This is a genomic window from Micromonospora sp. NPDC049175, assembly GCF_043197345.1.
In the GTDB taxonomy this organism is placed as follows: domain Bacteria; phylum Actinomycetota; class Actinomycetes; order Mycobacteriales; family Micromonosporaceae; genus Micromonospora.
Map to the genome: position 1 here is coordinate 47,815 of NZ_JBICSY010000011.1, position 24,140 is coordinate 71,954.

The following is a 24,140-nucleotide window of genomic DNA, read 5'->3' on the forward strand; positions in this document are numbered from 1 at the left end:
GGCCGGGTGTTCGCTGCACGGGCTGCTCGTAACGAACTGTGACGCCCGATCGGCGGCATGAGTAGATGCCTATTGATTTTGGCGGCCACGGGTCAGATGGACGTGACGTAACCCGGGGCTGAAGGCGGCGACGTGGTCCGAGGTGCCGTGATGCGCTTTCGATGGCGTGAACCGGCCTTCACTGACTGCGACGTCGTAGGCGCCCCCGATGGCGTACTCGGCCAGAATTCCGGTCACGTGGCGCTCGGCAGCCCAAGCCAGCCCGACGTCCAGAGTGGCGGACACTCCGGAGGCATATCGGGCGGAGTCACCGTGGAAGATCCAGACGGTTGACCTGAGCGGACTCCGCTGACCAGCAGTAGGCCTGCGGTACTGACCCTCCGGCGTAAAGGAGAACGACTCGGGAAACTTGCCCGGCCGATGGCGTACGGCCAGAAGCACCGGTTCGGGATGGACGCCCGGCGGCCCCGTCTCGACTGCTGTGTTCGCGAGGGCATTCCACAGATGGAAGCAGATGAGGTCGTGGTCACGATCGGCCGTGGTGTAGGCAAGCGTCTTGGGGTAATACGGGTTAGTTCCCCCGATTTGGAGCGACGGTGGCCCGAACGTCTCGATGACTTCGGGCAGCGTCCGATCCCGCGACAACCAGCCGCTGATGTCCGCGTGGAGCTGCTCATACTCTGCCTCGGACAGCGCCCGATCCAGCTCAAGCCAGCCGAGACGATGCGCGATCTCGGCGTAGACGGACGCCGTGGCATCACGCACGGCCCCTGCCGGCAGAACGTTGCGGTAAGCGCCCCCGACACCTGTCGCGGTGAACCCGTCACGTTCACGTAGGCCGTCGCACTCCACCGACCACCGCTTGAGGCATCCATCCACAGCGGCCATCGCCTCGAGCAGAAGCCGTTCGGCCATCTCGTCCCTGCCATACATGCCAGGACGACGAAGCACGCCGTTCACCTGCGCCCGGTGATGCTGACGCGCCTCACCGAGAACGACATCAGCATCTCGACCACTGCTCATCACCGCCGATCATCACACGCCAACGGACTCCAGGACATCCGCTCATCGACATGTGCCGGACGCGGCCCTATCGCCTCCGCGGGGGGCCAACGCTGACGCCTTCGGATCCACCGAAGGGGTCGCCGCAGAGGATGCGCTGGTCACGGCGCCGCGAGTGGGATCGGTGTCTCAGCTAACGGAACCAGCTACTGGTCCGGCAGGCGGGAGTGGAGGGATCCGGGTAACCCATGACGGGCCAGCAGGTCCACCAGTTCCGTGCCACCAATGAGCGTCAGCGGCTTGCCCTGGGTGAATTCGTAAGAGCCTGGGCCGAAGCCCGAGGTGGTGACGAGGATGCCTTTCGTGGCATCCCGATGTTGGACTACGCCGTACAGGTCCCGCACGACGCTTGGCGAGACCGTCGCTCGGTAGCGTTTGACCTGGATGACGATCAGGCCACCCGTGATTGGGTCAGGATCTTCCGCGATGACATCGACGCCCTCGTCGCCGCTGCGCGCCGTGGTCATCACCTTCAGGTTGCGGGCGCGGAACAGGTCCGCGACCAGGTCCTCGAACTGTTCGGGATCCCTCTCGTGCAGGTCGACGTCGGTGGTCTCGTCAGGCGTTGACACAGACGGCGCGTCGGTGACTGTGTCCGCTCGACGGCCGGGCCGCACCGCAACCAGGCGATCCGGCTGTGGAGAGACTTGGCCCCGCAGGGCCGCGAGGCAGTTGCCGGCATCAACAGCTGTCAGGTGTATCCCATGCAGGTCCTCGCGTCGGACCATCGCTGTTACCAGGCACCGGTCCGCGTCTTGTCCTGTCGCGGGGTCTCGCCCGTGGACGTATCCGTTGAAAGCGATCGAGTCCACCTGCCCGAGATAGTCGGAGCGGAACACATCGTCGATCACTCGCAAGGTGCTTTGACACAGCACGTCCCGGTAGAGGGCCGTTCGTTGCCCCGCCGGGAATGCGATCTGCTTGTACTCGTCGGTGTTCTTGATGTACCGGTGGCGTGGCCGATCTTGATTGGGATCCTGGCCGGGATGCCGCGTCGGCATAGCGCCCGGTTGCCGGTGGGATCAGCCTCGCCGCTACTTCCTCGTGGTGCGCACCCCATAACCGCCCGCCGCTCCTCCGACGCGATCGGGAAAGGCAGTCGACTGACCCTTGTAGACTCGGCAACCGAGAAGAGCGTCGATGTAGGGCAGTCGGACAGGGGGACGCTGTGGCGGGATTCGACGTGGTGCCCGAGCCGCTGCGGGACGGCGGCACCCGGCTGGCCGAGGCCGGCGACCGGTTCGCCGATGCGGTGGAGACGCTTGAGGCCACGCTCGCCGGTTACGGCGAGCCGTGGGGCAGCGGTGACCTTGCTTCGCTGATTGGCCCCGCCTACCGGCAGACCGCCGAATACATCATCGGCTGCTTGTACGTGGCCGCCGACGAGATGGCGATCGGCGGCGACGACCTGGTCGGTATGGCGGACGCGTACGAGGCGGTCGAGGACGAGGTGGCCCAGATGTTCACCTCGATCAGCGGGCAGCTCGGGTAGTCCGCGAGTGGGACTCGAGCTTCCCGGCGAGCTGGTCACGGCGCTGAGCTGGATCGGGTACGACTGGCCCGACGCCGACGAGACCGCGCTGTTCGAGATGGGCCAGGCGTGGCTCGGCTTCGCCGACACCATTGAGCAGACGGTGAGCGACTCAACCGGCGCGGTGCAGCCGGTCGTCGCGCAGAACAGCGGGGACGCGATGGATGCGTTCCGCGCCTGGTGGGAGGCGTCCGACAGCCCGGTGCCGGCGATCGCGAGCGGTGCCACGGCCGCGCTGGTGCTGGGTGCCGGGCTGATGGTCTGCGCCGCAGTGGTCCTCTTCCTCAAGGTGCAGATGATTGTCCAGCTGATCATCCTCGCGGTCCAGGTGGCGCAGGCAATCGCGACGGCGGTTGCCACGTTCGGCGCGTCGCTGCTGGAGATTCCGGTCTTTCAGGCGATCGCGAGGGCCGTCGTCGGCATGCTGATCGACCAGGCGATGGGAATGTTGCTCGGTGGCTAGGCGCAGGGGCAGCGGCGGCGGCAGCTCGTCGAGTTCGGGCGGCTCCGGACAGTCCTCCGGCGGAAGCTCCGGGCGAGGGCGCCAGGACCCGCCGCAGCAGCCGTCCGGCGGCGGGCCTCTGCTGCCGGCGGCCGGGGCGCAAGTCCGGCCCAAGCGGCGTAAGTACCGTCCCAATGATCCGGCTGATCCGGCCGTCCTCGCGGTGGATCGCCCCAAGCTTCGTACCACGACCAGGCGTGCCGTGTTCAAGGATGCCAAGCGGGCGTCCAACGGCGAGGACTTCGTCTGCCCGAACTCCGGCGCGATCATTCCGTGCAAGCGGGATGACGACGGCAACGCGCTGCTGTTCAACGACCGCGGCCAGCAGGACCCGAACGGGTACACGCACCCGGTTGACAACCCGACCAGCGCATCCGGCGATCCTGCGGTCTACCATTTCGGGCACAAGGAGGACTCCGAGTACCGACGGCTCGTCAAGGTCGTCGAGGACCATCCCGGCACGGTGACCAACAAGCAGTTCCGGGACGAGTTAAACGAGCCCCGGCACTTTCAGGTCGAGCACCCGCCGACGAACGTCGCCCATGGATCGGAATCCACAGAACCCGGCTATGGTCACTACAGCCATATGGTGCCCCAGCAGACCACCACGACAGATAGCACAACGGCGGCCACGGACAGCGGCGGCTCGTCTTCGGCCGGCTCGACCCAGCCGATGGATACCAGCCGGCCCAGACTTCGACGATAGCCAGCGGCCACCGGGGCCGGGAGGACCCTCTGATGACCGAACGATTCGCGGACTTTCTGCCACACCTAGAGCGCTACCTGGGCGCGGCTCGGGAGTTCGAGGAACCGACCGCCCTCGGCCGTAACCGCGGCTACGGCCTGTTGTTCTGCTACGCACCGAACAGCCTCGTCTCGGTGGTCACCAATGGCCTGCGGTTCCAGCGGATCACCGTGGTGCTGCCGCAGGAGTTGGTCTGCACCGTACACGCGGAGCAACGGAAGGAGGCACACATGCTCGTGCCTTTGACCACCGAGATCGTAATGGGGCGCCGGGCCGGGCTCGGCCTCGACGAGGTGATCATGTCCGCGGATCCGGGCCCGGTCGTCCCCGGCACCGAGATCGCCGGCGTCGTGGCTGGCACCCACCCGTACGCCGCCGATGGTTTCGACGCCCTGCCGGACTCCGACGGAAAGGCGGAGCTACAGCTGATCACGCTACTGCCGGCGACGCACGCTGAACTCACCTACGCCAGAAACAACAGCATCGACGACCTATACACCGCGTGGGAGAACCAGGCCACCGATCTGCTCGACATGCACCGACGTTCGGCGGTCTGAGCCGCACCCCGCATCCGACCACGACCCTTGGATGGTGACCGCATCGTGTCCGCCCAACACAGCAACGAAGACCTCGGGCAGCTCCTGGAGACGCTCCGTTCGACCGTCCGCAAGAACGTCGCCCAGTCTCCCGCCGAGCCGGTAATCGGCACCGGCACCGGCGCCGCCGGCATGATCGAGGTCACCGCCGTCACCGGCGGCCAGATCGAACGCATCAGCCTCGACCCCCGTGTGATGCGCGTGCCCTCCGAGACGCTCGCCGAAGAGCTCCGCGACGCCGTCAACGAGGCCTTGCGTACCCTGCAAGCCTCCACCACCGCGAACGTCGCGCCGCCCATCGACCCGAACGCACTCACCGCGCAGCTGGAGAAGCTGCAGGAAACATCGGTACGCCAGATGAGCGGCTTCATCGAGGCGATCGCTCAGGCACAGAACCGGCTCTCCGCCCGCCGCGACGAATCACGCTGACGATCGCCTCATACGCCCAGGGTCTCGGCGGGCCAACACGTCACCACGCCGGCCAGTGTGCAGGCACCGCTCGGGCGACTCGGTTGATCTCCAGTTCGCGGTCGCCGTGCTCGACGGCCAACTCACCGACGACGACTACGTGCCGGCGTGCCGAGGCGAGTAGGTGTCCGGCTGCCCGACGTCCGGGCCATCGCTGCTGCAGGGGCTGCACTCTGGCCGAAACTCGGTAGCTCGACGTTGAGGCCCGAGCTTGCCGTGCTGGTAGTGCGTGGTCACCTACAGGTGGCGAGTGCGCGGCAAACCAACCTATGTCCAAGGGCCGTGTGAGCGACCGCTCGTTGTCGCTGTAGAACCGGTCGATTGCAAGGGCAGGGTGTTGCTGGCCAGCATGCCTCAGGATCATCCAAGTAACTGGATTGGCGGGTCGGCCGTGCCCGTTCTCCCGTCGGCGGTCGCTGCGATTGTCCGCAAGGCGTTGGCCGAGGGATGGCAAGCTACCCCGTCAGGCACGGCCTTCCTAATGACTGCGCTCGTGGGCTGATGACACGACGCTTCGGTGACCGGGCCACGTTTGCGGTGGAGATCGGTGAGGTCGAGCCGCACCAACTCCGCGTCGTCGACCTGTGGGCGGCTGGCAAGAGGCTGACCACCGAGGACAACTACGCCTTCCTCCCGTTCTTCATCCGCGTTATGCGGTCGAGCGCGGCGCAGGTGCGCCGACGCGACGTCAAGCCCTGTCCCTTCCCGGGCCGCACAGCGGAGGAGATCTTCCGGCTACTCCACGCAGACGACACGGAGTTTCGGGAGCAGTCCTGGTTCATGCAGTGGGGCGAGACCGTCGACAACGTCTCCAAGTACACCTACCTGGACGACGACCGAGTGATCGTCTTCGCGTTCTGGCGGCTAGACCATCCCTTTCCGGATGACCTGGGCAAGGTTTTCGTCGCCAGGATCCCACCGGAAGAGTTCGTGGCCACCGTCGAGGAAGCAGCCGATTTGCTGGACGCCGAGTTGGTTAACGTCGATCCGCCCCGGTGACCGAACCGCCACGCCCTACGGCGTCAAGCTCACCTTGACGACTCGTTCAAGCACCGGAACGCCTCGACCCGCGCGACGAGGCCGTGATGGGGATACGGCGCGCGCATCACGGCAGGCCCTCGCCTACCGGCAACGCCGGCCTGAGGGGCCGCAGAGGCTCCGGGGTCAAGGGCGGCTCGTGACACCTTCGGGCTCGCCGAAGAGGTCAACGTTCAGGAAGCCCTGCTCAGAGGTTCGCCAGTGGGATCTGGGTCTCAGCTCGCGGGATCCGTACCAACGCCACCGCGACGACAGCCAAAGCCGTGCATCGATGCGGGCTGGCCTCGTGATTGGCGCCGGCAGGCCTCAGTTCAACAGCCGGCACCAGCCAGTCGAGGGCTGGAGGCTTGACCTCTTCGGTATCCACTGGGAGCTCACGCCGCACCGCTCGACTGCCATCACCGCAGGTCAAAGCCCCTCGTCTCTGTCCGGCATCGGTGAGCACTTCGGGCGCGGAGACCCCTTCGCCAACCTGCACCCAATCTGCTCCCAGATGCAAGGCCAGGCCAACCAACGGCTCCTTACCGCCTTGACCTGCGCACATCACCCCGCCAGGAAACATAGAGCGTCGTCGACTGTTCGACAGGACCGCGGAGCACTCCGCGGGAACCAGGACGCCGCACCGACTCTGACCTGCGGCAACGTGGAGCCGCAGGATGGGGTGGGTGCAGTTGAGCGCCGTTCGTCGCCGTTGCACGCAGTTCAAGGCCGTTCAGGGCACCCCGCTGCTCCCAACCTGCTCCCTCAACCTCGCACCGGGCCGCCGACCGATCGTGAGCTGCCGGCCCAGTGCCTTGGTTGGAACCAGCGCTGGCTCCAGCAGCCGCATCGGTCGATCGGGAAGCACCCCTCACGGCAAGTCACCTCGTGATCGACGCGGCCCTCTTCTTCGCGCGGGTGCCATACTCGCCGACGTGAGCTCGCCGCTGGAAACCTTCGCCGGGCTGCTCGATCGCTCCATCCGGGAGATCGCCACCCTGGCCACGGACGCCCGGAGCTTCGACGCGACTCGCATCGGCCGCATCGCCGACATCTGGGACAACAACACTCTGCCTCTGGTGGTCGCCGCAGGTGCTCCGTGGCCACTTCGGTCCAGACGAGCCAGCAGCGCCCTGCGGTGGATGGCTGACCTCGGGGCCGACCGACGCGGGCTGATAGTCGACCTGGACCCGAGCCTGGACAGGGTGCTCCCCACCGCAAGGCCGGAGCGTTCCGTACATCGGGACTACCAAGGGCGCGTCTTCCCGGGCACCTTCCGGCTGACCGCGGAAATCATCGACGCGCTGGCCCACGACTACGACCTCGCCAACGGCAGCGTGCGCTCGCTCACGGCACGACCCTCGGATGAGGGATTGCTGGTACACCTGACCCTGGCCACTCCACGGCGGTTCACACCCAGTACCGGACGTGTCTCGCGGGACGGGTCCACAATGCCCTGGCCCGCCGCGCCGCTGAGGTTCACCTTCAACGGGGTCACCGACTTACAGTTCGACGCCGACGATCGGATCGGGATGGTCGTGAGCCGCACTAGCTTCGGGCCGGCCGTGGCGATCGGGCGCAGCGGTCTTCTGCAGGCGACGGAGGCTTCAGTCTGGCCCGACGACCCGCGCTGGTACGAGTCGACGGCCGGCCAGGCAGCCGACCTCACCACGCCACACACACGGCCACAACGGCGGAAGCCGGCACCGACGTCGACCCTGACCGCACCGCAGCGGGCCGCCACTCGAGCGCTCATCATGCTGATGAACCACGCTCGGCTGGTCCACCACTATCCGAACCTGGCCGCCGGCGTCCCGATCCTCGACATCTGCCGTGTCGCCGCCGATGCGGGCAGCGCCATCCTTGCCGCGAGCGCACGCCGTGAAGCCGAGCGCCAGACAGCATTCGCGGAACTTGAACAACGGTGGCGTCACGTACCACCCAAGGTGCCACCTGCGGCGATCCGTTCCGGCCCGGTCATGCTGCGTCACGCGCGGTACGACGAGCCCCATGACGACTACGACGTCCCGCACCACAGCCGCGCCGTCCTACTCGCCGCGGTGCCAGGCGCAGACCCCGCAGTACCGTGGACTCTCGCCAGCGAGGAGATCACCCGACCGTCGCGGTTCCGAATAACCAGCACCGCGTTCGACGAGGTTCAGCACATCCACCACGACGACAGCGTTCTACGCATCGGCGACGCACTCGTCGTCCGTTGAACCGCGAGCGACTACGTCAAACCTGCGCGCCGCTCTCGGCTGCGCGTGCTCCAGGCCGCATCCACGTACCGCATTCGCGGCGACTACCCGACGAGCGTGGTACCGCTGCCCTAGTCAGCTCAGACACCGACTATCGCGGCGCGGCATTACATGATCCAGCTGATGCGCAGGCTGGTGGCGATCCGGTCAGACCAGGCCCGAACCCGTCTCGAGCCGACGGGTCGGAGGAGTCTGCGCCGGCCCTCACCGCACCCATGCGGCGTCGCCGCGGTTTGATGGCATAGCCCCGGGCGTACCGACTCGACCGCCCGGGGCTCTATGGGTCCACGCTCACGCAGCCCGCCAGCGTGCCCGTTCCTCACCGGCCTTACGTGTGCACCGCATGGGTGTGCCTTTCGATGTAACGCCTCGAGCGCCTTCCGGGGCGCAGAACGCGCCTGGGTGCACGCCCTGCCGCACTGACGGCGTTGACGGTTTCGCGGTGGTCGGTTTCGGTTTGGGCTTAACCGTGGTCGTCTTCGGCTTCGGAGCGGTCGTTTTCGTGGGCGCGGGCTTCGTCGCCGGTTTCACGGTGCGCGTTGGCGTGGGTGTCGGCACCGGCGGGGCGGTTGTCGCGTCGGCTGACGTCTCACCGACCGCCGGGGTGGGCGTGGTGTCGCCGTCGATAAGTCGCCCGATAGCTGGTGGGGTGGATGAGTTCGGCGCGGACACGGGCTTGGTGTCGTCGTCGAACGCGCTGCTGATGCCGCCGCCGCAGCAGCACAGGCCGAGCAGGGCCGCGATTCCAAGGCCGATTTTCTGTTTCCGGTTGAGTTTGCTCACCGAACACATGGTTGTGAGTGGGCGGGGTGTTGGGCACCCACCGACCGGACGGGACGGTGTCAGGTAGGCGACTCGCCTGCCGTCAGCGCGGTGGCCTCAGAGCCGCACGGAAACCTGGTCCAACCTGAGGCAGCAACTGCCTGCTTGACAGCATGCCGATGGCACCAAACCAGGTGGCATCTGGCGTAGCGCAGCCCTGCGACACTGACCCTGCCGGAGCCGTGAGATCCCACTCCATCACTCATGGAGCATGATGAAAGTCTCGGATTGGACTGCCCTCGTTGGTCTTGCCTTAACCATGGTCGGCATCGGCGTCGCGATTTGGACAACCCTGCGCGGCCGGTCCGTCAGGAGCTACCTCAAGACCCGAGAGCGTGTGCGCAAGCACCAGGCGCAGTTGAGCGCGGACGCCTGGAACCGGGCCGACTCAGCCTGGAAGCGGCACGACGTCCCGATGCTAACTAGCGACGGCTGGATCCTTCCCAGTCCCGTCGGCCTTGATCGCGTTCGACTCAGGTGGCTCGATGCGCCGATCACTGCTGATCGAAGCGCGGCCAACGCCGCCAGAGCGAGCCGCCTCCTGCCACGCGACCCGGATGGCGGCAGACGGCTGCGCTACAGCGAGTCCCTCGTCCGACTCGACCACATGGACCACCTCTTCAACGGCGCCGTATACCGGCCTGTATCCATCACGCCCGACCACGGCGGCCTCGTGCTCGACTTCCAAGTTGGTCAGTATTTCGACTACCTGGACACGTCCGAGGTACTGGCGTACGAGTCGGCGACGGGGCGCCAACGCTACCGCCACGCCCTGAAGGACCCGTTCGACCTGCGAGCGCGGTCCGCCAGCCTGGGCGTGCTCACGTTGACCATCCGGCGCGGACCCAATACCGCAGGCTTCTTCATGCACGCTCGCGACGGTGGTCAAGTAGTCGTCGGCTCTGAAGTAATGCACGTCATCCCTGCCGGCGAATTCGCACCGTCCGACCGCACCTACGAATCGCTCAGACACGACTTCGACATCTGGTTCACAATCATGCGCGAATACGCTGAAGAATTCCTCAACATGGAGGAGGCCTACGGTCAGGGGGGCGAGTGGCTCGACTATTACAACAAATTTCCGTACCGGCAGCTCAACGAAGCCCGGGACGACGGCCGGCTTACGGTCCAGGTGCTCGGGCTGGGACTCGACCCATTGACGTGGAAACCTGAACTCCTGACGGTCTGCATCATCGACGCCGAAGTTTTCGATGCGGTCTTCAAGAACATGGTGCGAAAAGGGCCGGAAGGAACCCTCGTCGTCGGTCGGGAGGGACAGGGCCTGCCGTTCGACCAAGAAACCGTCAACCTATACGCGAATCACCTCAACACCAGGCGCGGCGCCAGCAGTTGCCTCAACCTCGCCTGGCATCATCGCAAGCTCCTGCGCCTGTCGAAGACCTGACCCGCGGGCGAACTCGATAGGACAATGAGCGCTTCGGATCTGCCGAGGAGGTCTCCAGCCTGAAGGGCCTGCCGGCAATCTTCGACTTTGACTGCGGCGAGCCTTAGGGTCAAAGCGTGACGACGGAGCCAGGCACCTATCACGTGGCGGACAACTCGCCCGTGGCGTTCGTGGATGCCCTCGCAGCGTGGATACCGCTCGCCCATGAGGAGTTGGTCACGACGGCACGCCGGTACAACGCCGTTATCAAGTACAAGCATCTCGGCGAGCACGTGCAGGAGCGGTCAGGCATCCGTACGCGCATGTTGCTGACCAACTGGATCGGGAAACTCCTCGAAGAGGTCGCTATCTTGGCAAAGGCCGCAGGTGGCCCGCCGCTTACGTCGCTGTGCGTACGTCAGGACGGCACGATCGGAGACGGCTACGCCAAGGCACCAAAGTCCGTCATGGATGTCCCCGGCGAAGATATCGAAGTCTACGCCGCCGAGCACCGCCTGCTGTGTTACCGGGCTTACGACGCTGTCGGCCTGCCTGCTGACGGTGGCCGACCTGAGCTGACCAAGGAACTGGCCGAGCGCCGGGCAGCTCGCAGGGCTGCGACGGAGCCTATACCCCGACCCCGCTGCCCGACCTGCTACACCGAGTTGCCCGCGTCGGGCCGCTGCGACTACTGCGCATAGGCTATGGGCCGGCCGAGGCCCGCGGCACTGCCGCATCGCCAGCGGAGCGCCATGACTCCAGGCTCCGAGGACGAGCGACTCTGGCAGTGGTGGTCGCCTACCCCCAGCGGCGGCGCCGATAGACCTGGACTTCACGCACCGGCATCTCGGACCAGTGCAGCGGCCGGTCGACGACGGGTCGGGCGAGGTAAGGGGTGATCCGGTCGCGTTCGTGTTCTTCGGCGAATCGTTCAGCCTGCATGGTTTCACCAGCGACGTCGAGAGCTTTGATGAGTTGCACGACGAGGAGGTCGAGGCGGTGGTTCTCCGCTTCAGCGGCCGTGAGGCGCTCGTGAGCTACGACGGCACGGTGGCCGCACCATTGCCGCAGAAGTTCATGCTCGGGCCGAACATGCTCGCGATACCACCGATACTCCCATTCCGGACTGGTCTCTTCGCCCTTGTGGATGGGATGCGGGCCGCCGTGTTTGCACTTGTGCCGAGCTTCGGTCTCCTCCTCGATCACGTGCTCAAGGATGGTGTGCGAGTGGGCTCGGCAGGCGGCCTCCGCGATGATGACAGCGCCGGCAGGTGAGACGATCGTAACGTCATCGGTGACGAACCACTGAACCGTCGCGAGGATCTCCTCTACGGGCACCTCAAGGATGTCGGTCAGCTTCGCGCGATCCTTGATGATCGTTGCGTTTTCGACCGGACGCCAGTCCAGGTCTGCCACATCCTCAGGGATGAGGGCGGAGTAGACGGTGAGAACCGCGCCCCGCTCGACTGAGTCGAGCTCGAAGTCGTCGATGCGCTGCCAGTCCGCTTGCCGGGCGTCGTAGGCTTCAACGTCGGCCCACCGGGCTTTCAGCCGGGCTGACGACACGGTTTGCAGACGGCGGCCCTCGTCGTCGAGGAACTCCACCTCGATGCTCGCACTGGCCTTCTTCGGCGTGACAGCCTTGATGCGCACGCGTTCCGACGGCGCCGTGTCCCGAGACCGGTACGCCCAATCGTCGCCGACGACGTACTGCGATGCATCGAACGCCACCTCAACCGCCCTTCGGATACTGCCCCTGCCATCTCACAGTGTGACCCGCTCCCACAGCGCTCTGACATCAACTGATGGCCAACGCTCACCAGATCGTGAGGGTCTCTGCCGAGGACGAAGCTCGTCGGCATAACCGACCGTTGGATGACATCGCCGTGAGCGGTTGATGCTCAACGCCTGACCACCTCGGTAACCACCGGGAGGCACGCCGCACCGCTCGGCCACATCACCGCAGGTCAGAGCCCTCGTCTTTCTCCTGCGTCGTGAGCACTTCGGGCGCGGCGACCTCTTCGCCAACCTGCACCCAATCTGCTCCCAGTTAGCGACGTGGAAGCGACTGTGGTTGGCCGTCGAGGGGCACAGAGATTGGGCCCGGCAGGCGAGGTATCGGCGCGGCCCAAGCCGGAGCCTGGAAGTGCAACGCCGGCCGCGGCACGTCGGGCAGTTGTAGGGCTGTGACATGCGCTGATATCGAGTACGGCGACCAGGTGATTAGCAAGGCGAGGACCACGACCGGCTGGGCATACCTCCGCACATGCGCCGGATCTGCTCAACCTTCCAAGACATCCAACGAGCTCACAAGGAGGCACCGCCCGTGCCTGACGAAATCGTGTTCACGGTAAACGGAGTCAACGCGGTACCAGCACAGCGCATCTCGCTGGTCGAGGCCGGCCTACTGGAACGTCAACACCTGCAGCAGTGGGTCATCGACCATCCCGAAGTCATCGACAGCGACATGAAGGTCGTGACCTTCGAATACGGGCGATGGATAACAGCCGGCGGCATGCCGGCCGCCGACCGACTCGACGTGTTGGGTCTGGACCGGGCCGGACGGCTCGTCGTCGTCGAACTCAAGCGGGACCGCGCCCCAGACACCGTCACGATGCAGGCGATCAACTATGCGGCCATGGCCCGCCTGTTCAGCCTCGACAGCCTCGCCGAGGTTCACGCCGCTCACCTCGGCGGCGACACGACTACCGACGAGGCCCTGGCACAGCTGAAGGAATGGGCCGAAAGCGTGTCCGACGAGACATTGCGAACGCCAAGGATCATCCTCATGGCCGGCGACTTCGGACCAACGACTACTAACGCCGCTCTCTACCTGTACGAGTCCGGAATTGACATTCGACTCGTCCGCTACCAGCTCTATCTCACCAGCGGTGGAGAGACCGTCTTGTCCGTGGCACGGCTCCTACCGGTTCCGGATGCGGAGGAGTACATGGTCCGTCCGCGCTCGAGCAGTGGCACCCAGGTCGCCACGCAAGCCGCGAAAGTCCGCCGGGCCTCCGCTGTGGATCGGCTGATCGCACACAAGACCATCCCCGATGGCACCGAACTGACCATCGTCGTACCCGACCAGGTCGGTCAAGACCGTGAAACCATCCGAGCCTGGCTGGCGACGCACCCCGACCGCGCCCGTGTGCGCTGGCACAACGACAGCTCCGGCCCCGCTGAATGGGCGCACGACGGTGCACGGTGGCGGCTGATCCGACTCATCAGCCACATCATTGAGACTGCGACCGGGCAGCGGCCCAACGCCCAGGTCTGGGCCCAGGGCTGGTTCCGCGACCAGAACGATCGCACGCTGCACCACCTTGCCGAGCCGCTGTCCTAGAGCGAACGAACTTCTCACGCCGCGTTCGCCATACCACGGGCTGGCAGCCACGCTGAGACCTACGAGATCGACGAACCCAGCTTGACCGTCCGGCGCTTGAAAGGAACCGGACCACCTTCCAGGTGGTACAGCGCCAGGGTGTTGAGGTCGTGACGCTCGAGGGATCCGGTTGCCTCGACGACACCGTTGTGCGCGTCGGAAGTCAGGGTAATGATCATTTCGGCGTCAGCGGAAACGACGAGGCCAGGGCTGCGGGTGGCGAAGATGTACTGCCGGCTGCCTCGCAGGTCGCGAAGCTTCGCCACGAGGTATTCCTCGATCCACGGTGCGTGAAGGGCGTCCTCGGGCTGGTCGATGATCAGGGGGTCGTTGCCGTCGGCGAGGGCGATGATGAGGATGGCGGTGCACTTCTGGCCGTGCGCGAGCCGCTCGATCGCGACATACCCGTCGTTGGCGTGTTTGCGGAACTCGACGGAAAGGCCGTCGTGCAGGTCGAGGGCCTGCATCCGCAGGAAGTCCTCGATGGCGCCCTTCTCCCGCACGTGCTCAAACAACGTCTCGACGTGCCTGCGCTCGGCACCCGTGGCGTCACACACACCGTCGGCGTCGTCAGCGAGGAACGAGCGGACCAGCTTGACCGGGGTCGACTCCTCGCAGATCAACTGCAGGACCTGAGCCCGCAGCCGCGATCCTTTGGCGATGGCCGTCAGCTCGGTCAGGTAGGCCGAGTCGTCGTTCTCGGAGAGCATCTTGATCCGGACGATGCCGCCCATAAGCTTGTTGAGCGCCTTGATCCGGTCCTCACGCCGTCGGCGCCGCGCCTTGCGCGCCTCGATGAGCTCGGCGATCAACTCTTCCCGGTAGGACATGGCCGTGGCCAGGTTCGGCACGAGATCGTCGTCGAGCTGGGTCTGCTGCGCGTCGAGTTTCGCCTTCTCCGTCTGGAGTTCGACGAGCCGGGTGCGCAGGGCGGCGAGACCCTTGTTATCGACATCGATACGGCTGACCGCCTCGGCGAGTTCGTGGTCAAACTGCCGGTACCGGTCGTGCCACTCCTGTCGGATGTCGACGAGTTCCTTGTTCACCACCAGCAGGACCTGCGCCAGCTGCGCGTTCGCCGTCTCGATCGCCTCGCGCAACTGTGTGTATGCCGTCTGCGCTCGCTGGTAGAGGTCCTGGTTGTCGGCGATGGCGGCCGAGGCCCGGAACTTCTCTCCGCTATCCGTTCGGGCGGTGACCTTCAGCTCCGGGATGCCGACCACAGGCTCGAAGAGGGCCTTCTCCGCACTCCACTTCGCCTGCATCTTGATGGTCTCGCCGTCGAACAAGCCGGATAGCTCTTCCAGGCGCTTCTCGACCTCCGGATGGGTCTCTAACCTCGCGCGGGCCTGCGCAATCTTCGTCTCGAGCGATCCGATGAGTCGACCGTTGTCGTTGAGCTGGCTGACCGCGTCGGTCTCGCGGATCTCGAACTCGGTCAGGTCGAGGGCGGCGTCGATGAGCGCCATCCGGCCAACCGGCGTCCGGGCGTACTCGATCACCTCGCCCTGCGAGAAGCCAGCGATCGCGATCCGGCCGGACAGGCCGGTCAGCTGCTCGGCGTCGCCGATGAACTCAGGCTGGGTGGAGCCGTCCTCGAAGTACGCACGGCGTACGAGGCATCGCGCGTGGCCGCGGATGAGCACGACCTCGACGGTTGAGCCCGAGGTGAGCGCGTACTTCAGCCGGGATTCGACCTCCTTGCGGACCTGAGGAAAGTCGTCGGCATCGGTCTGCTGGTCGAGAGTGAACCGGACCAGCTCGATGAGCAGCGATTTGCCCGCTCCGGTCCCGCCAAGCAGGCAGTTGAGATCGCACGAAAACTGGAACTGCTGACCGTCGAGAAACCCACCGGTCACGGTCACAGACTCGATCACCGTGTGCTCCGACGCCAAGGGTTCTTCTAGTCGGACACGCAGAGCCGGATCCGCCAGCGCATGCCGCAGGCCACACAAGTCCGGCCGCGACGCCTTGATCCAGGTCCGGCGCTGGCCGATGCCACTCAGGACGTGGGTGCTAGCACCGGGTGCGGTGGTGTCGGAACTGCGGACGACCGCGAGCTCGCGCCGGCCGTCGAGCCGCGCGTTGATCCGCTCGACCTCAGCGAGGTCAACGATCTCGACCGCGCCGATGGCGTCGTCGAGCAGCGTCTGGTTGATGCGGTCGGCCACGGCGAGGCGGAGCAGGCCCTTCTCCCGCTCGGCGTGCGCCGGGATTGCCAAGCCGCCCCGGGCCGTGATGACCTTCGCGGTGTCGATGAACCCCTTGTCCAGGGCCTTGTGCAGGTCGCCGTGGTCGGTGCGGAGCACCCCGAGTTCAACGAGCACGTCCTCGATCTGCTGCGCCGGGGTGCCCTCTTCCCAGATGGCGAGGAGATGCCCTTCGGCCGTGCTGAGCTCCAGGCCGGGCAACACCACGAGCGTCGTGTCGCGGGCGGCCTCAGCCATCCTGTCGCACCAGCCGGCAGTGTTGTGGTCGGTGACGGCGATCGCGTGCAGCCCGGCGGCGATCGCCGCGTCGACGATCTGACGGGGCTCACTCGCGCCGTAAGTTTGCGTGTCGACATCGCGTGAGGCAGGGGTGTGTACGTGGAGGTCGACGGCCCAGAACCGTGCGGGTCCGCGCTGCGTGACCGCCGGAGATGCCGCCCGACTACTCCCCGTTGAAGCCGTTGCTGACGTCAAAGCACTCGCTCCGTGTGATCGTTCGCCGATGGTCTGAGCGCCCGGCTCGACACTGTAACGCTCAGTGAACCCAAGAAGAGGCGCGACACTCGCCCATACGTACGAATAGCCGCCACCGGAGGAGGCCGTGTCAGACCATCCGCCTCGGTCAGCCATCCGACCTGCCGAGGAGTTTCGGCTTGGCGGGCGGTTGGCCTCGTCCAAGGACGAGGCCAACCGCCCGCACGTACCGTTAGCGGGGTGCGCTGAGCCCGCCGGTCTTTGCCTGCGGAAAGCCGGCAGCCGCCCGGCGTGCGCGCGAATTGCTGACGTTGTCACGCGAGGAGCAGGCGGGCCGCCGGTGGACCCTGGCCCGGTGGCTGCGGTGCTGGCTGTCGACCAGCCCCGATCCGCGCGGCAACAGGGATGCCCTACACGCCGAGACGTGGCGGTATTCCTGGTTCCGCACCTCGGGCAGCTGATCCTGGGTGACCTGACCGAACGGCAGCTAAGGCGGCGTTCGCGCGGATCGCCGTCACCCACGACCGGGCCGGGCAGCCGCAGATCCCGTGCACCCTGCACCACGTGCACACCACACCTCGCGAGCGGCGTTGAACGCCGCAGTTCGAGAAGGGCTGATCGGCGACAACCCGGTCCGCCGGGTCGAACTGCCCGCCCGGGACCGGTCGAGAGCTAGTCAAGTTCGGCAATCAGACGCAGCGCCTCGCTGTCTCGTACGACGATCTCGCGGTAGCCCGTGGCGACAACGTCGTCCGCCCGAAGACCTCCGAGCGCCTTCTGCAGGCTGATTTCCGCGGCGCCGCAGAGGGTAGCCAGCTCGTCCTGCGTTAGTCGGATGTCGATGACCAACCCGCGAGGGCTGCGTCGTCCGTAGGCGACTGCGAGTTCCCACAGGACTCGGGCCAGACGAACTCGCACAGGGTATGAGGTGAAGTCGATCCGTCGCCGGTTGGCCCACCGAAGACGGTCGGCGACGATCCCGGCCACCTCTAGGGCGGCTTCAGGGTAGTCGCGGAGGAAGGCCCTGAATGCGTTGCGGTGGATGATCCGGATGGTTGATGGACGACACGCAGTGATCGTCGCCGTCCTCGGTGTGCCGTTCAGGGCGGAGATCTCTCCAACTATGTCGCCAGACACGCGGATCGCCAGCAAGGCGTGCCGGCCGTCGGAGAGTGCTGCCGTGACTTTGACGAGCGCGTCATGGAGCAGGACCACGTGGGTTTCCAAGGCGCCCTCCCGGAGAACCACCTGGGCCTCTCGCACCGAGCGCCTGACTCCCACCGCCAAGAGTTGCTCTCGCGTCGACGGTTGAAGGCGTCCGAGGAACGTAGCGGGTGGCCAGAGCACTTCCTCCATGTACGCCTCCTCAGGCTCCAGAGATCATCCTTCACGTCTCGCGTCGATGTCGCTACACCGCGCAGTAGCCAGTCACGTGATCGCACCCGCAAAGGTTTTGAGGATCACCAAGCTGACGGCGGAGCCCAGCGACGTGAGAAACCAGGGCATACACCGTCGAATGCATAGATGCTTCGCCATCGCGATCCGGGCGAGTACCACCACGAAATCCCAGGCTTCGTTCCTGTGCCGGGTGGCTGTGGCAATCGATGGCCGCTGGCCAACCGCGACGAGATCCGGGAAACCGAACCGGTTCGTACCACCAGCGCTGGGCAGACGGGGCCGAAGCGACAGCGCGAGCTGGCAGGTGGCCACCGTCATGGCTATCACCATGGTGGCCGCAAGGAGCACGGTAAGGGCGGCAACGCTTGTGCTGCCATCCGGCGAGACTGGCAAGGCTTGATCCACGACCGTCGCGGCCATGCCTCCTTCGGCCGTCAGCAGCGCCAAGGCTTTCGCGTCCGCATGTCTGATCGAGGCTTGCAGTGATGCCGCCGTGACTAGGCCGACATGAAGATCCCGCCACGTGTCCTCGCCGCTGCTTGCTCTCCGGCTTCTTCCCATGCTTCGAGTCAAGGCCATATTGGCGAGAGCCATGGGATCGAAGTATCGCTTGTCGCTGACTCGACAGTGGACCTTGTTCCTGTATTTGTATGGGATTTCCAGCTCCGCCGGCCTGTAGAGATGAATCTCGAATGACTTGTCGAGCCAGTGAGGGATGGAAAGCACATGGCTTACGTCACGGACCCAGACCGGCGTGTGTTGGTCGCTGTGGACATGGAGTCCTACAGCGGCCGAGACAACGTCCTACAGCATCGAGCGCAGCTGGCCTTTCGGGAGGTCATGGCGACGGCGTGCGACGAGTTGGGCTTCGACCGCGCCAACTGGTTGATCCAACAGGGAGGCGATGGTGAGCTAGCTATCCTCCCGCCAGGCGCCAGCGAGCGGGCGGTTGTGACGCGGCTTACGCCGGTCCTCGATCGGTTGTTGCGCGAACACAACCGTGGGCTCAGGCATGAGGCACGTATCCGTTTGCGCGTCGGTGTTCACGAAGGGCCGGTTCATCTCGACGGGGCGAACGGCTACCCAGGCGACGCCGTCGTGACAGTCTGCCGACTGGTGGACTCGCCCCAGCTCAAGGCCGCGTTACGGCAGTTCCCGGGGGCTGCGGTCGCGCTGATTGTGTCGGACCGGCTCTACCACGACATCGTCCGCCAGTACCAGGATCTTCGGCCTGAGCACTTCCAGCAGGTGACGGCACGACTACCTGAGAAGCACTTCGAGGCCACCGCCTGGATCTACGTTCCGGGCGAGAGTATTTCCACCACCTACGAGCCTCCTGGTCCTCCCGTTTCCGCCTCTGACCAACCACACGACGGGAGCGGCGCTGAGAGCGTCGAACGCCGTGACGACCGGTCTCGCCCACAGCTGGCCAGTGGTGGGCAGGTCTTCCAGGACATCCGGTCGCGGGGAATTGGTGCGATCGGCAACGGCAATTCGATCTCCGTCTCGGGCCGCCCAGAAGACCTCGACTCGTGGGGTTCGCCTCGATGAGCGACACCACCCCTGACGGAGACAGGTCGCCGCCCAGTACGTCCTCCGGAGAGGCAGCGTCCGGCGACGCAGCCCTGCCGGAGCCGCGGATAGATGAGCCGGTTCGCCGTGAAGAGGAGAGTGCTTCGGACTCGACAGCCGAGTCGCAGGAGGAGCAGGAGGAGATTGTCCCGGGTTCCTTACGGATGGACCCACGAGTGGGTGCGGAGCTGTACGGCACCCAGTTCTCAGCCGTCTACTCGGGGATCGACGCCCGCGGTGTGAACGCTGTCGGCAACAACAACACGATTCACGTCGTGACTATCACGGGTCAACCGTCGACGAAACCCATCATCAGGGATCTGCCGGGAGTACCCGATCTGCTCGCGGTGTACGCAGCGACGGGCGCAGATGAGGAACTCGGGGAGAAGCTCGGCCAGCGATCCACGGCGTGCCTGGCAGGTAGGCCGCACACCGGGCGGTTCAGTACCGCCTGCGTGGCGCTGGCTTGCCGCCATAGCCCGGATCGAGTACATGAGATCCTGCTGCCGGGGGATGTTGCGCCGGAAGTACTCCGCCGAGCGGGCGACAGCATCGAGGAGGATCACGGTTACGTGCTCCGGCTGCCCGGCAACAGCCACGGCCAGGTAATGCGCCTGCTAGCAGATCTCTTTCGACGACGGTCCGCGAGCCTGTTGCTGATCAGGCATGACGACTCGCGTGCGGGTGTTCGGCACAGCGCCGAGGTGCAGCACGGGAGCCCAGCACCGCTGGCCGTCTTTCGCGCTCATCTTGGTCATCACCTGCGCGACCGACTGAGGCTCAGCGACGAGGAAAGCGCCGAACTTATCCGCGGGTATCTCCACCACAGCGACCTCGTCGATGCCCTGCACAGCACCTATGGACCTCGCGAGGTGGTGCCAATCGCCGAAGCCGTCGGGCAGGGCCATCCGGCCGACGGCGGCGCACTGGCCGAGATCCTCCGTAGCTCGCAACCGCGGCGCAGGGCTCGTGCGGCGGAAATCCTGCGTTCGGATGCCGGCGGCGCTAGCCGACGGCCCCGGCGGGCTGACCAGCACGAAAGGGCCTTCCGGATTGCGTACGCCGTTTTCGCCTGGCAGTCCCTGCATTACGCCTTCGAGGCGGCCGGCATTCTGCTCGAGGAGATCGACGGGCAGGCCAAGCGGGTGGACTGGGGCCGGCTGGCGTTGCAGCACCCAGTGTCGGAGCTGCTCGGACCGCTCGCGGTGGACTGGCAGGAGGGCCGAGAAGCCACCCGGTTACGGGGCGGGTCGTCACGTTCGGCCTGGCTGCATGACGGCGGCATGCGCGGCGTCATCATCGATGAGGCGTGGCATGAGTTCGACAGCACTCGGCCAGCCCTGCTCAAGTGGCTGGACAGGCTGGTCTCGGAGGATGACGAGCCGATGCAGCGAGCGGCGGCTGAGGCGGCTGGCCTGCTCGCTCACCATGATTTCGCGCGGGTCTGCGCCGACCTCATTGACGGCTGGGCGGCCTCACCCAAAAGTCGGCTTCGGCAGGCAGCGGCCTGGGCGATGGTCGCGGCTGACATGGGCGGACAGGTGGGTCATCTCGTCCGTGGGCAGGTCCGAGACTGGGCCAGTGGGCATCGCAACTTGCAGCGAGACGCAGCCGCCCGCGTGTACGCCAGTGGGCTGCAACAACCGGATCTCAGTTGGAGCCTCGCCGACCTACGTCGCATCGCCCAAGATCCGATGCAGCAGCACACGTACATGGTCGCCGAGGGCGTGTACCAGCTCTACGCCCCGCACAGGGCGGATCAGATCATCTTCGAACTCGCGGAGTGGTCGGACGACCGACAGCTACAACTGCACGCCGCCGGCGCCTTGCTCAGTCTGGCCGCGATACCGGCCGACACCTCCCCGATCGGCGTTCCCGAACTCATGGTCAGAGCCGCAGCGCAGGAGGTCGACAGCCACGATCTCGTACGCCTCTGGCAGGTGGCGCTGTTGACAGCCGGTGTGTCGCGGAGGGCATGGAGCACCTTCGAGCAATGGCTGACCAAGGCTGACTCCGACGAAGCCATGCGTAAGGCGACCGCAGCGTTGGTCACCGACCTCACCGCCTTACCAAGCATGGGTCGCCGGATGAGGTTCCACCTCGCCCGGCATTCGCAGTTCGAGGACGGGCTACCGGAATGGCTCGACGCCGCGATGAGGAAGTGACGACATGACCGACACCACCAACACGGCCGGTTCACCCGCCGCCTGGCGCCGGTTCCGATCATGGCTACTGACGCTATGGCACCGTCTCGTGGCGGCGCTGCGCGGGCCCGAGCCTGTCCCCATGCCCCCACCGCCCCCGCCACCACCGCCGCCAGGCCGGTTGACCGAACGCCGGGACGCACCGGCGCCGATCATCGTGCCGGCGCGCGGTTACGTCTTCACGTTTCGCGTCCACGCCACATTCGTATGGTCATCCGAAGGAATACCGAGGGAGTTCCTCAGCGGCTCTGCCCAGTACTTCATGCCCTATGCCGTTCGAGCCCTGACACGTCTCGCCGCCGCCCGAGCCCGCAACGTCGTCGCGCACCGCGCGAGAGAACTTGAGGTAGAGCTGCAGCGGGCCATCGCCGACAGCGGGGCGTGGCGGTACGAGCGCAACGGAGTGCGGGTGACCTGCCAGCCGTACGTGTGGGTAGAACTCGATGAGAGCGTGAAGAAAGCAGTCAAACCGTATTGGGAGCAGTTGATCAAGCTCGACTGCGAGTACGACGTGGATGCGAAACGCGCACAATACGTAGATCGGATGAGCCGGCAGTGGCTGGCAATCCTCGAGAAACTCGTCGAGAACCCCGTCGCCGGCGGCGCGGCCAAGATGACCAACGAAGGTCTCGCTGCTGTCGTTCGAGACCTCATCGCCGAACAGAACGCCACCGCGCAGCGGCTGGAGGACCTCCTCGGTGAACGGCTACGCAACGGCGACGCCTACGAGCAGGCCACGTCATTTGACATTCTGACCGAGCGACTGAACGGTCACGGACCGAAACCCACATCGATGCCGACTTCAGGCTCGCGCGGCTCGTCTAAGGCTTGACGTTTACGGGAGGCCCACACCCCGTCGAAGACCCCTGAGCGAGGTGATCAATGGTCGCGTGCTTGCCCCGCCGCACGATCTGGTGCAATCGGCGCACGGCCACTCAAGCTCCCCCGCAGGGGCTCGCTACGAGTCCCACCCTGTTGACAGAGATCCAGCGGCATAGCATCGATCGTAGGCGGGAGCCCCACCGCACCGACCATCTCCGGCACCCTCTGGGCTCTGTTGATCGGTTGCTTGATTGCCGCGATATAGGGAACCGTGGTGGCGCCCGCCGGACGGCGTGACGACCCCGAGGCAAAGAGGAGCCCGTGACGGACGACCCGGCGACGCAGGCGATCCGCGCGTTCTGGCAGGACCGCCAAGCTCCTACTGCCGAGCGACGACTGACGCCCGGCGGCGACGCGATCACAGGACTGCTGACGGACATGCTGGTGGGGCATGGCGTCAGCCAGGACGCGGTTCGCCCGCGTCAGGCACCGAAGCTTCCCGGCGGCTACGGGTTGGGCAATCGGCGCTGGGACCTGCTAGTCGTCGACGACGAGCTGCCAATCGCGGCGATCGAAGTCAAGGCCATGACCGGTACGTCGATTGGGCACAACATGCGCAATCGGCAGGAGGAGATCGTCGCCGTGGCGACCGACTTCGCCCGGACATATCGTTTGCCGCAGGTGCAGGAGGTGAAACCCTTCGTCGGCCTCGTCCTGATCGTGGAGGACAACGAGGTCTCGGCCCGCCTACGCCGCTCCCCAGAACCTACAGCCGGCACCAGCCCCATGTCCTACCAGGAACAAATCCGCACATTTCTCAGCAGGATCGTCAAAGACGGCCTTTACGACGCGGTTTGGTTCGTCGTCACTGCCCCGCCGCCGCATTTCACCGTTGCCGAACCGGACAGCGCTTTTGGTTTCGAGCACTTCTCCCGCACGGCTGCCGAGCGTATTCGGCAGATCCGCGCTGCCGACGACGACGCGACAGCGTTCGGGAAGACGCTGGCTGACCACGCCGATATCGAGGACATCCTGTCCGGCATCACCTCTACGCCGCGGGGCCTGTCCGCAGCAGAGGCTTCGGTCATTCAGCGGCGTCGTGACGTGGTCGCCGGGCTTCAAAGCCTGGCGCTCGAGCCGGCAACGACCGAGTCGGCGATGCAGGCTGCCATCAGCAGGAACTACTGGCTGTTCGGCGGCCAGTACATCGCGATGGCGCCGCGCAGCATCGTGCCGCTCGATCAGTACGACATCCCCTTAGTCAGCGCGGACGGCAGCTTGCATGTAGTCGAACTCAAAGGCCCTGCCGGCCGGCTGGTTCGTGAGCATCGCGGAAGCCTGATCGTGGCCGACGAGGTACACGAGGCGGTCAGCCAATGCCTCAACTACCTGCGCTCGCTGGACGAAACCGGCGCGACGCTACAGACGCTTCGGCAGAACGAAGGGCGACCTGCCTACGACTTCCGACGTAGCCGTGCGACCGTGATTATTGGTCACCCGGACCGAGCCGTGACCGACGCAGTCAGCCGTACCCGGATCGAACAGACAATCCGCTCCTACAACGCCCACCTCTCGCGCATCCAGGTCCTCACCTACGCTGACCTGCTTGACGGTGCCGAGCGTGCGCTGCGTTTCGAGGAGGAAAGCCTCGATTAGCCGGTCTGTTCGCGCTCCGATCTCGCTGCTCTCC

At 65.8% G+C, this 24,140-nt stretch carries 21 protein-coding genes; 14 read left to right on the forward strand and 7 right to left on the reverse strand.

The annotated features are described in order from the left end of the window. Positions 1-69: 69 nt before the first annotated feature. On the reverse strand, positions 70-1,023 hold the full coding sequence (locus ACGFH8_RS30960; RefSeq protein ID WP_393374147.1) for a hypothetical protein: 954 nt from the start codon (positions 1,021-1,023) through the stop codon (positions 70-72). Positions 1,024-1,208: 185 nt separating this feature from the next. Next, on the reverse strand, positions 1,209-2,063 hold the full coding sequence (locus ACGFH8_RS30965) for a restriction endonuclease (protein WP_393374149.1): 855 nt from the start codon (positions 2,061-2,063) through the stop codon (positions 1,209-1,211). A 167-nt stretch (positions 2,064-2,230) separates the two neighbouring features. On the opposite strand from ACGFH8_RS30965, the gene ACGFH8_RS30970 reads away from it, so the two are divergent. The 7 genes from ACGFH8_RS30970 (at position 2,231) to ACGFH8_RS31000 (ending at position 8,140) form a co-directional block, all read left to right on the forward strand. Continuing rightward, the gene (locus ACGFH8_RS30970; RefSeq protein ID WP_393374152.1) at positions 2,231-2,554 is read left to right on the forward strand and encodes a hypothetical protein; all 324 of its coding nucleotides are present in this window, start codon (positions 2,231-2,233) and stop codon (positions 2,552-2,554) included. A 7-nt stretch (positions 2,555-2,561) separates the two neighbouring features. Beyond that, positions 2,562-3,056 (forward strand): hypothetical protein, encoded by a 495-nt coding sequence (locus ACGFH8_RS30975; RefSeq protein ID WP_357568839.1) that lies wholly within the window; start codon positions 2,562-2,564, stop codon positions 3,054-3,056. Between the two features lie 241 nt (positions 3,057-3,297). Continuing rightward, positions 3,298-3,801, forward strand: a complete 504-nt coding sequence (locus tag ACGFH8_RS30980) for a GH-E family nuclease (protein WP_393374155.1) — start codon at positions 3,298-3,300, stop codon at positions 3,799-3,801. Between the two features lie 32 nt (positions 3,802-3,833). Beyond that, positions 3,834-4,397 carry a suppressor of fused domain protein gene (locus ACGFH8_RS30985; RefSeq protein WP_393374158.1) on the forward strand — a complete coding sequence of 188 codons (564 nt, stop codon included), beginning with the start codon at positions 3,834-3,836 and terminating at the stop codon, positions 4,395-4,397. 45 nt (positions 4,398-4,442) lie between these two features. Then, positions 4,443-4,865 carry a YbaB/EbfC family nucleoid-associated protein gene (locus ACGFH8_RS30990; RefSeq protein WP_393374161.1) on the forward strand — a complete coding sequence of 141 codons (423 nt, stop codon included), beginning with the start codon at positions 4,443-4,445 and terminating at the stop codon, positions 4,863-4,865. Between the two features lie 540 nt (positions 4,866-5,405). After that, the gene (locus ACGFH8_RS30995) at positions 5,406-5,903 is read left to right on the forward strand and encodes a hypothetical protein (RefSeq protein ID WP_393374164.1); all 498 of its coding nucleotides are present in this window, start codon (positions 5,406-5,408) and stop codon (positions 5,901-5,903) included. 953 nt (positions 5,904-6,856) lie between these two features. Beyond that, the gene (locus ACGFH8_RS31000; protein WP_393374167.1) at positions 6,857-8,140 is read left to right on the forward strand and encodes a hypothetical protein; all 1,284 of its coding nucleotides are present in this window, start codon (positions 6,857-6,859) and stop codon (positions 8,138-8,140) included. A gap of 330 nt (positions 8,141-8,470) precedes the next feature. Here ACGFH8_RS31000 and ACGFH8_RS31005 read toward each other — a convergent pair whose 3' ends face one another. After that, complete coding sequence (locus ACGFH8_RS31005) at positions 8,471-8,962, reverse strand: hypothetical protein (RefSeq protein ID WP_393374169.1); 492 nt, start codon at positions 8,960-8,962, stop codon at positions 8,471-8,473. A gap of 250 nt (positions 8,963-9,212) precedes the next feature. Here ACGFH8_RS31005 and ACGFH8_RS31010 point away from each other — a divergent pair, with 250 nt between their 5' ends. Together ACGFH8_RS31010 and ACGFH8_RS31015 are read left to right on the forward strand one after the other, a co-directional pair. Beyond that, entirely contained in the window at positions 9,213-10,406 is a 1,194-nt protein-coding gene (locus tag ACGFH8_RS31010) for a hypothetical protein (protein ID WP_393374172.1), read from the forward strand. Positions 10,407-10,522: 116 nt separating this feature from the next. Then, positions 10,523-11,086, forward strand: coding sequence for a hypothetical protein (locus ACGFH8_RS31015; protein WP_357308031.1), 564 nt, complete (start codon positions 10,523-10,525; stop codon positions 11,084-11,086). Between the two features lie 97 nt (positions 11,087-11,183). Here ACGFH8_RS31015 and ACGFH8_RS31020 read toward each other — a convergent pair whose 3' ends face one another. Next, positions 11,184-12,116: a hypothetical protein gene (locus tag ACGFH8_RS31020; protein WP_393374174.1), complete on the reverse strand. Its 933-nt coding sequence runs from the start codon at positions 12,114-12,116 to the stop codon at positions 11,184-11,186. 595 nt (positions 12,117-12,711) lie between these two features. Between ACGFH8_RS31020 and ACGFH8_RS31025 the strand changes: the two genes are divergently transcribed. Next, positions 12,712-13,731, forward strand: coding sequence for a hypothetical protein (locus tag ACGFH8_RS31025; RefSeq protein ID WP_393374176.1), 1,020 nt, complete (start codon positions 12,712-12,714; stop codon positions 13,729-13,731). A gap of 59 nt (positions 13,732-13,790) precedes the next feature. Here ACGFH8_RS31025 and ACGFH8_RS31030 read toward each other — a convergent pair whose 3' ends face one another. The 3 genes from ACGFH8_RS31030 to ACGFH8_RS31040 form a co-directional block, all read right to left on the reverse strand. After that, positions 13,791-16,454 carry a PHP domain-containing protein gene (locus ACGFH8_RS31030; RefSeq protein WP_393374178.1) on the reverse strand — a complete coding sequence of 888 codons (2,664 nt, stop codon included), beginning with the start codon at positions 16,452-16,454 and terminating at the stop codon, positions 13,791-13,793. 672 nt (positions 16,455-17,126) lie between these two features. After that, entirely contained in the window at positions 17,127-17,810 is a 684-nt protein-coding gene (locus ACGFH8_RS31035; protein WP_357308039.1) for a Crp/Fnr family transcriptional regulator, read from the reverse strand. Between the two features lie 72 nt (positions 17,811-17,882). Next, a complete protein-coding gene (locus ACGFH8_RS31040) occupies positions 17,883-18,578 on the reverse strand; it encodes a hypothetical protein (RefSeq protein WP_357308041.1) in 696 nt (231 codons plus the stop codon). Here ACGFH8_RS31040 and ACGFH8_RS31045 point away from each other — a divergent pair, their 5' ends adjacent. From ACGFH8_RS31045 to ACGFH8_RS31060, 4 genes are all read left to right on the forward strand, one after another. After that, complete coding sequence (locus ACGFH8_RS31045) at positions 18,579-19,403, forward strand: hypothetical protein (RefSeq protein WP_357308044.1); 825 nt, start codon at positions 18,579-18,581, stop codon at positions 19,401-19,403. Between the two features lie 197 nt (positions 19,404-19,600). After that, positions 19,601-21,589 carry a hypothetical protein gene (locus ACGFH8_RS31050; protein WP_393374182.1) on the forward strand — a complete coding sequence of 663 codons (1,989 nt, stop codon included), beginning with the start codon at positions 19,601-19,603 and terminating at the stop codon, positions 21,587-21,589. A gap of 4 nt (positions 21,590-21,593) precedes the next feature. After that, entirely contained in the window at positions 21,594-22,460 is an 867-nt protein-coding gene (locus tag ACGFH8_RS31055) for a hypothetical protein (RefSeq protein ID WP_393374184.1), read from the forward strand. A gap of 311 nt (positions 22,461-22,771) precedes the next feature. Next, on the forward strand, positions 22,772-24,106 hold the full coding sequence (locus ACGFH8_RS31060) for a Shedu anti-phage system protein SduA domain-containing protein (RefSeq protein WP_393374186.1): 1,335 nt from the start codon (positions 22,772-22,774) through the stop codon (positions 24,104-24,106). The last annotated feature ends 34 nt before the right edge of the window (positions 24,107-24,140 follow it).

Coding starts and splice junctions, on each gene's coding strand:
- ACGFH8_RS30960 (WP_393374147.1), bottom strand. CDS start 1,023: ATGAGCAGTGGTCGAGATGCTGATGTCGTTCTCGGTGAGGCGCGTCAG.
- ACGFH8_RS30965 (WP_393374149.1), bottom strand. CDS start 2,063: ATGCCGACGCGGCATCCCGGCCAGGATCCCAATCAAGATCGGCCACGC.
- ACGFH8_RS30985 (WP_393374158.1), top strand. CDS start 3,834: ATGACCGAACGATTCGCGGACTTTCTGCCACACCTAGAGCGCTACCTG.
- ACGFH8_RS30995 (WP_393374164.1), top strand. CDS start 5,406: ATGACACGACGCTTCGGTGACCGGGCCACGTTTGCGGTGGAGATCGGT.
- ACGFH8_RS31010 (WP_393374172.1), top strand. CDS start 9,213: ATGATGAAAGTCTCGGATTGGACTGCCCTCGTTGGTCTTGCCTTAACC.
- ACGFH8_RS31035 (WP_357308039.1), bottom strand. CDS start 17,810: ATGGAGGAAGTGCTCTGGCCACCCGCTACGTTCCTCGGACGCCTTCAA.
- ACGFH8_RS31045 (WP_357308044.1), top strand. CDS start 18,579: ATGGCTTACGTCACGGACCCAGACCGGCGTGTGTTGGTCGCTGTGGAC.
- ACGFH8_RS31055 (WP_393374184.1), top strand. CDS start 21,594: ATGACCGACACCACCAACACGGCCGGTTCACCCGCCGCCTGGCGCCGG.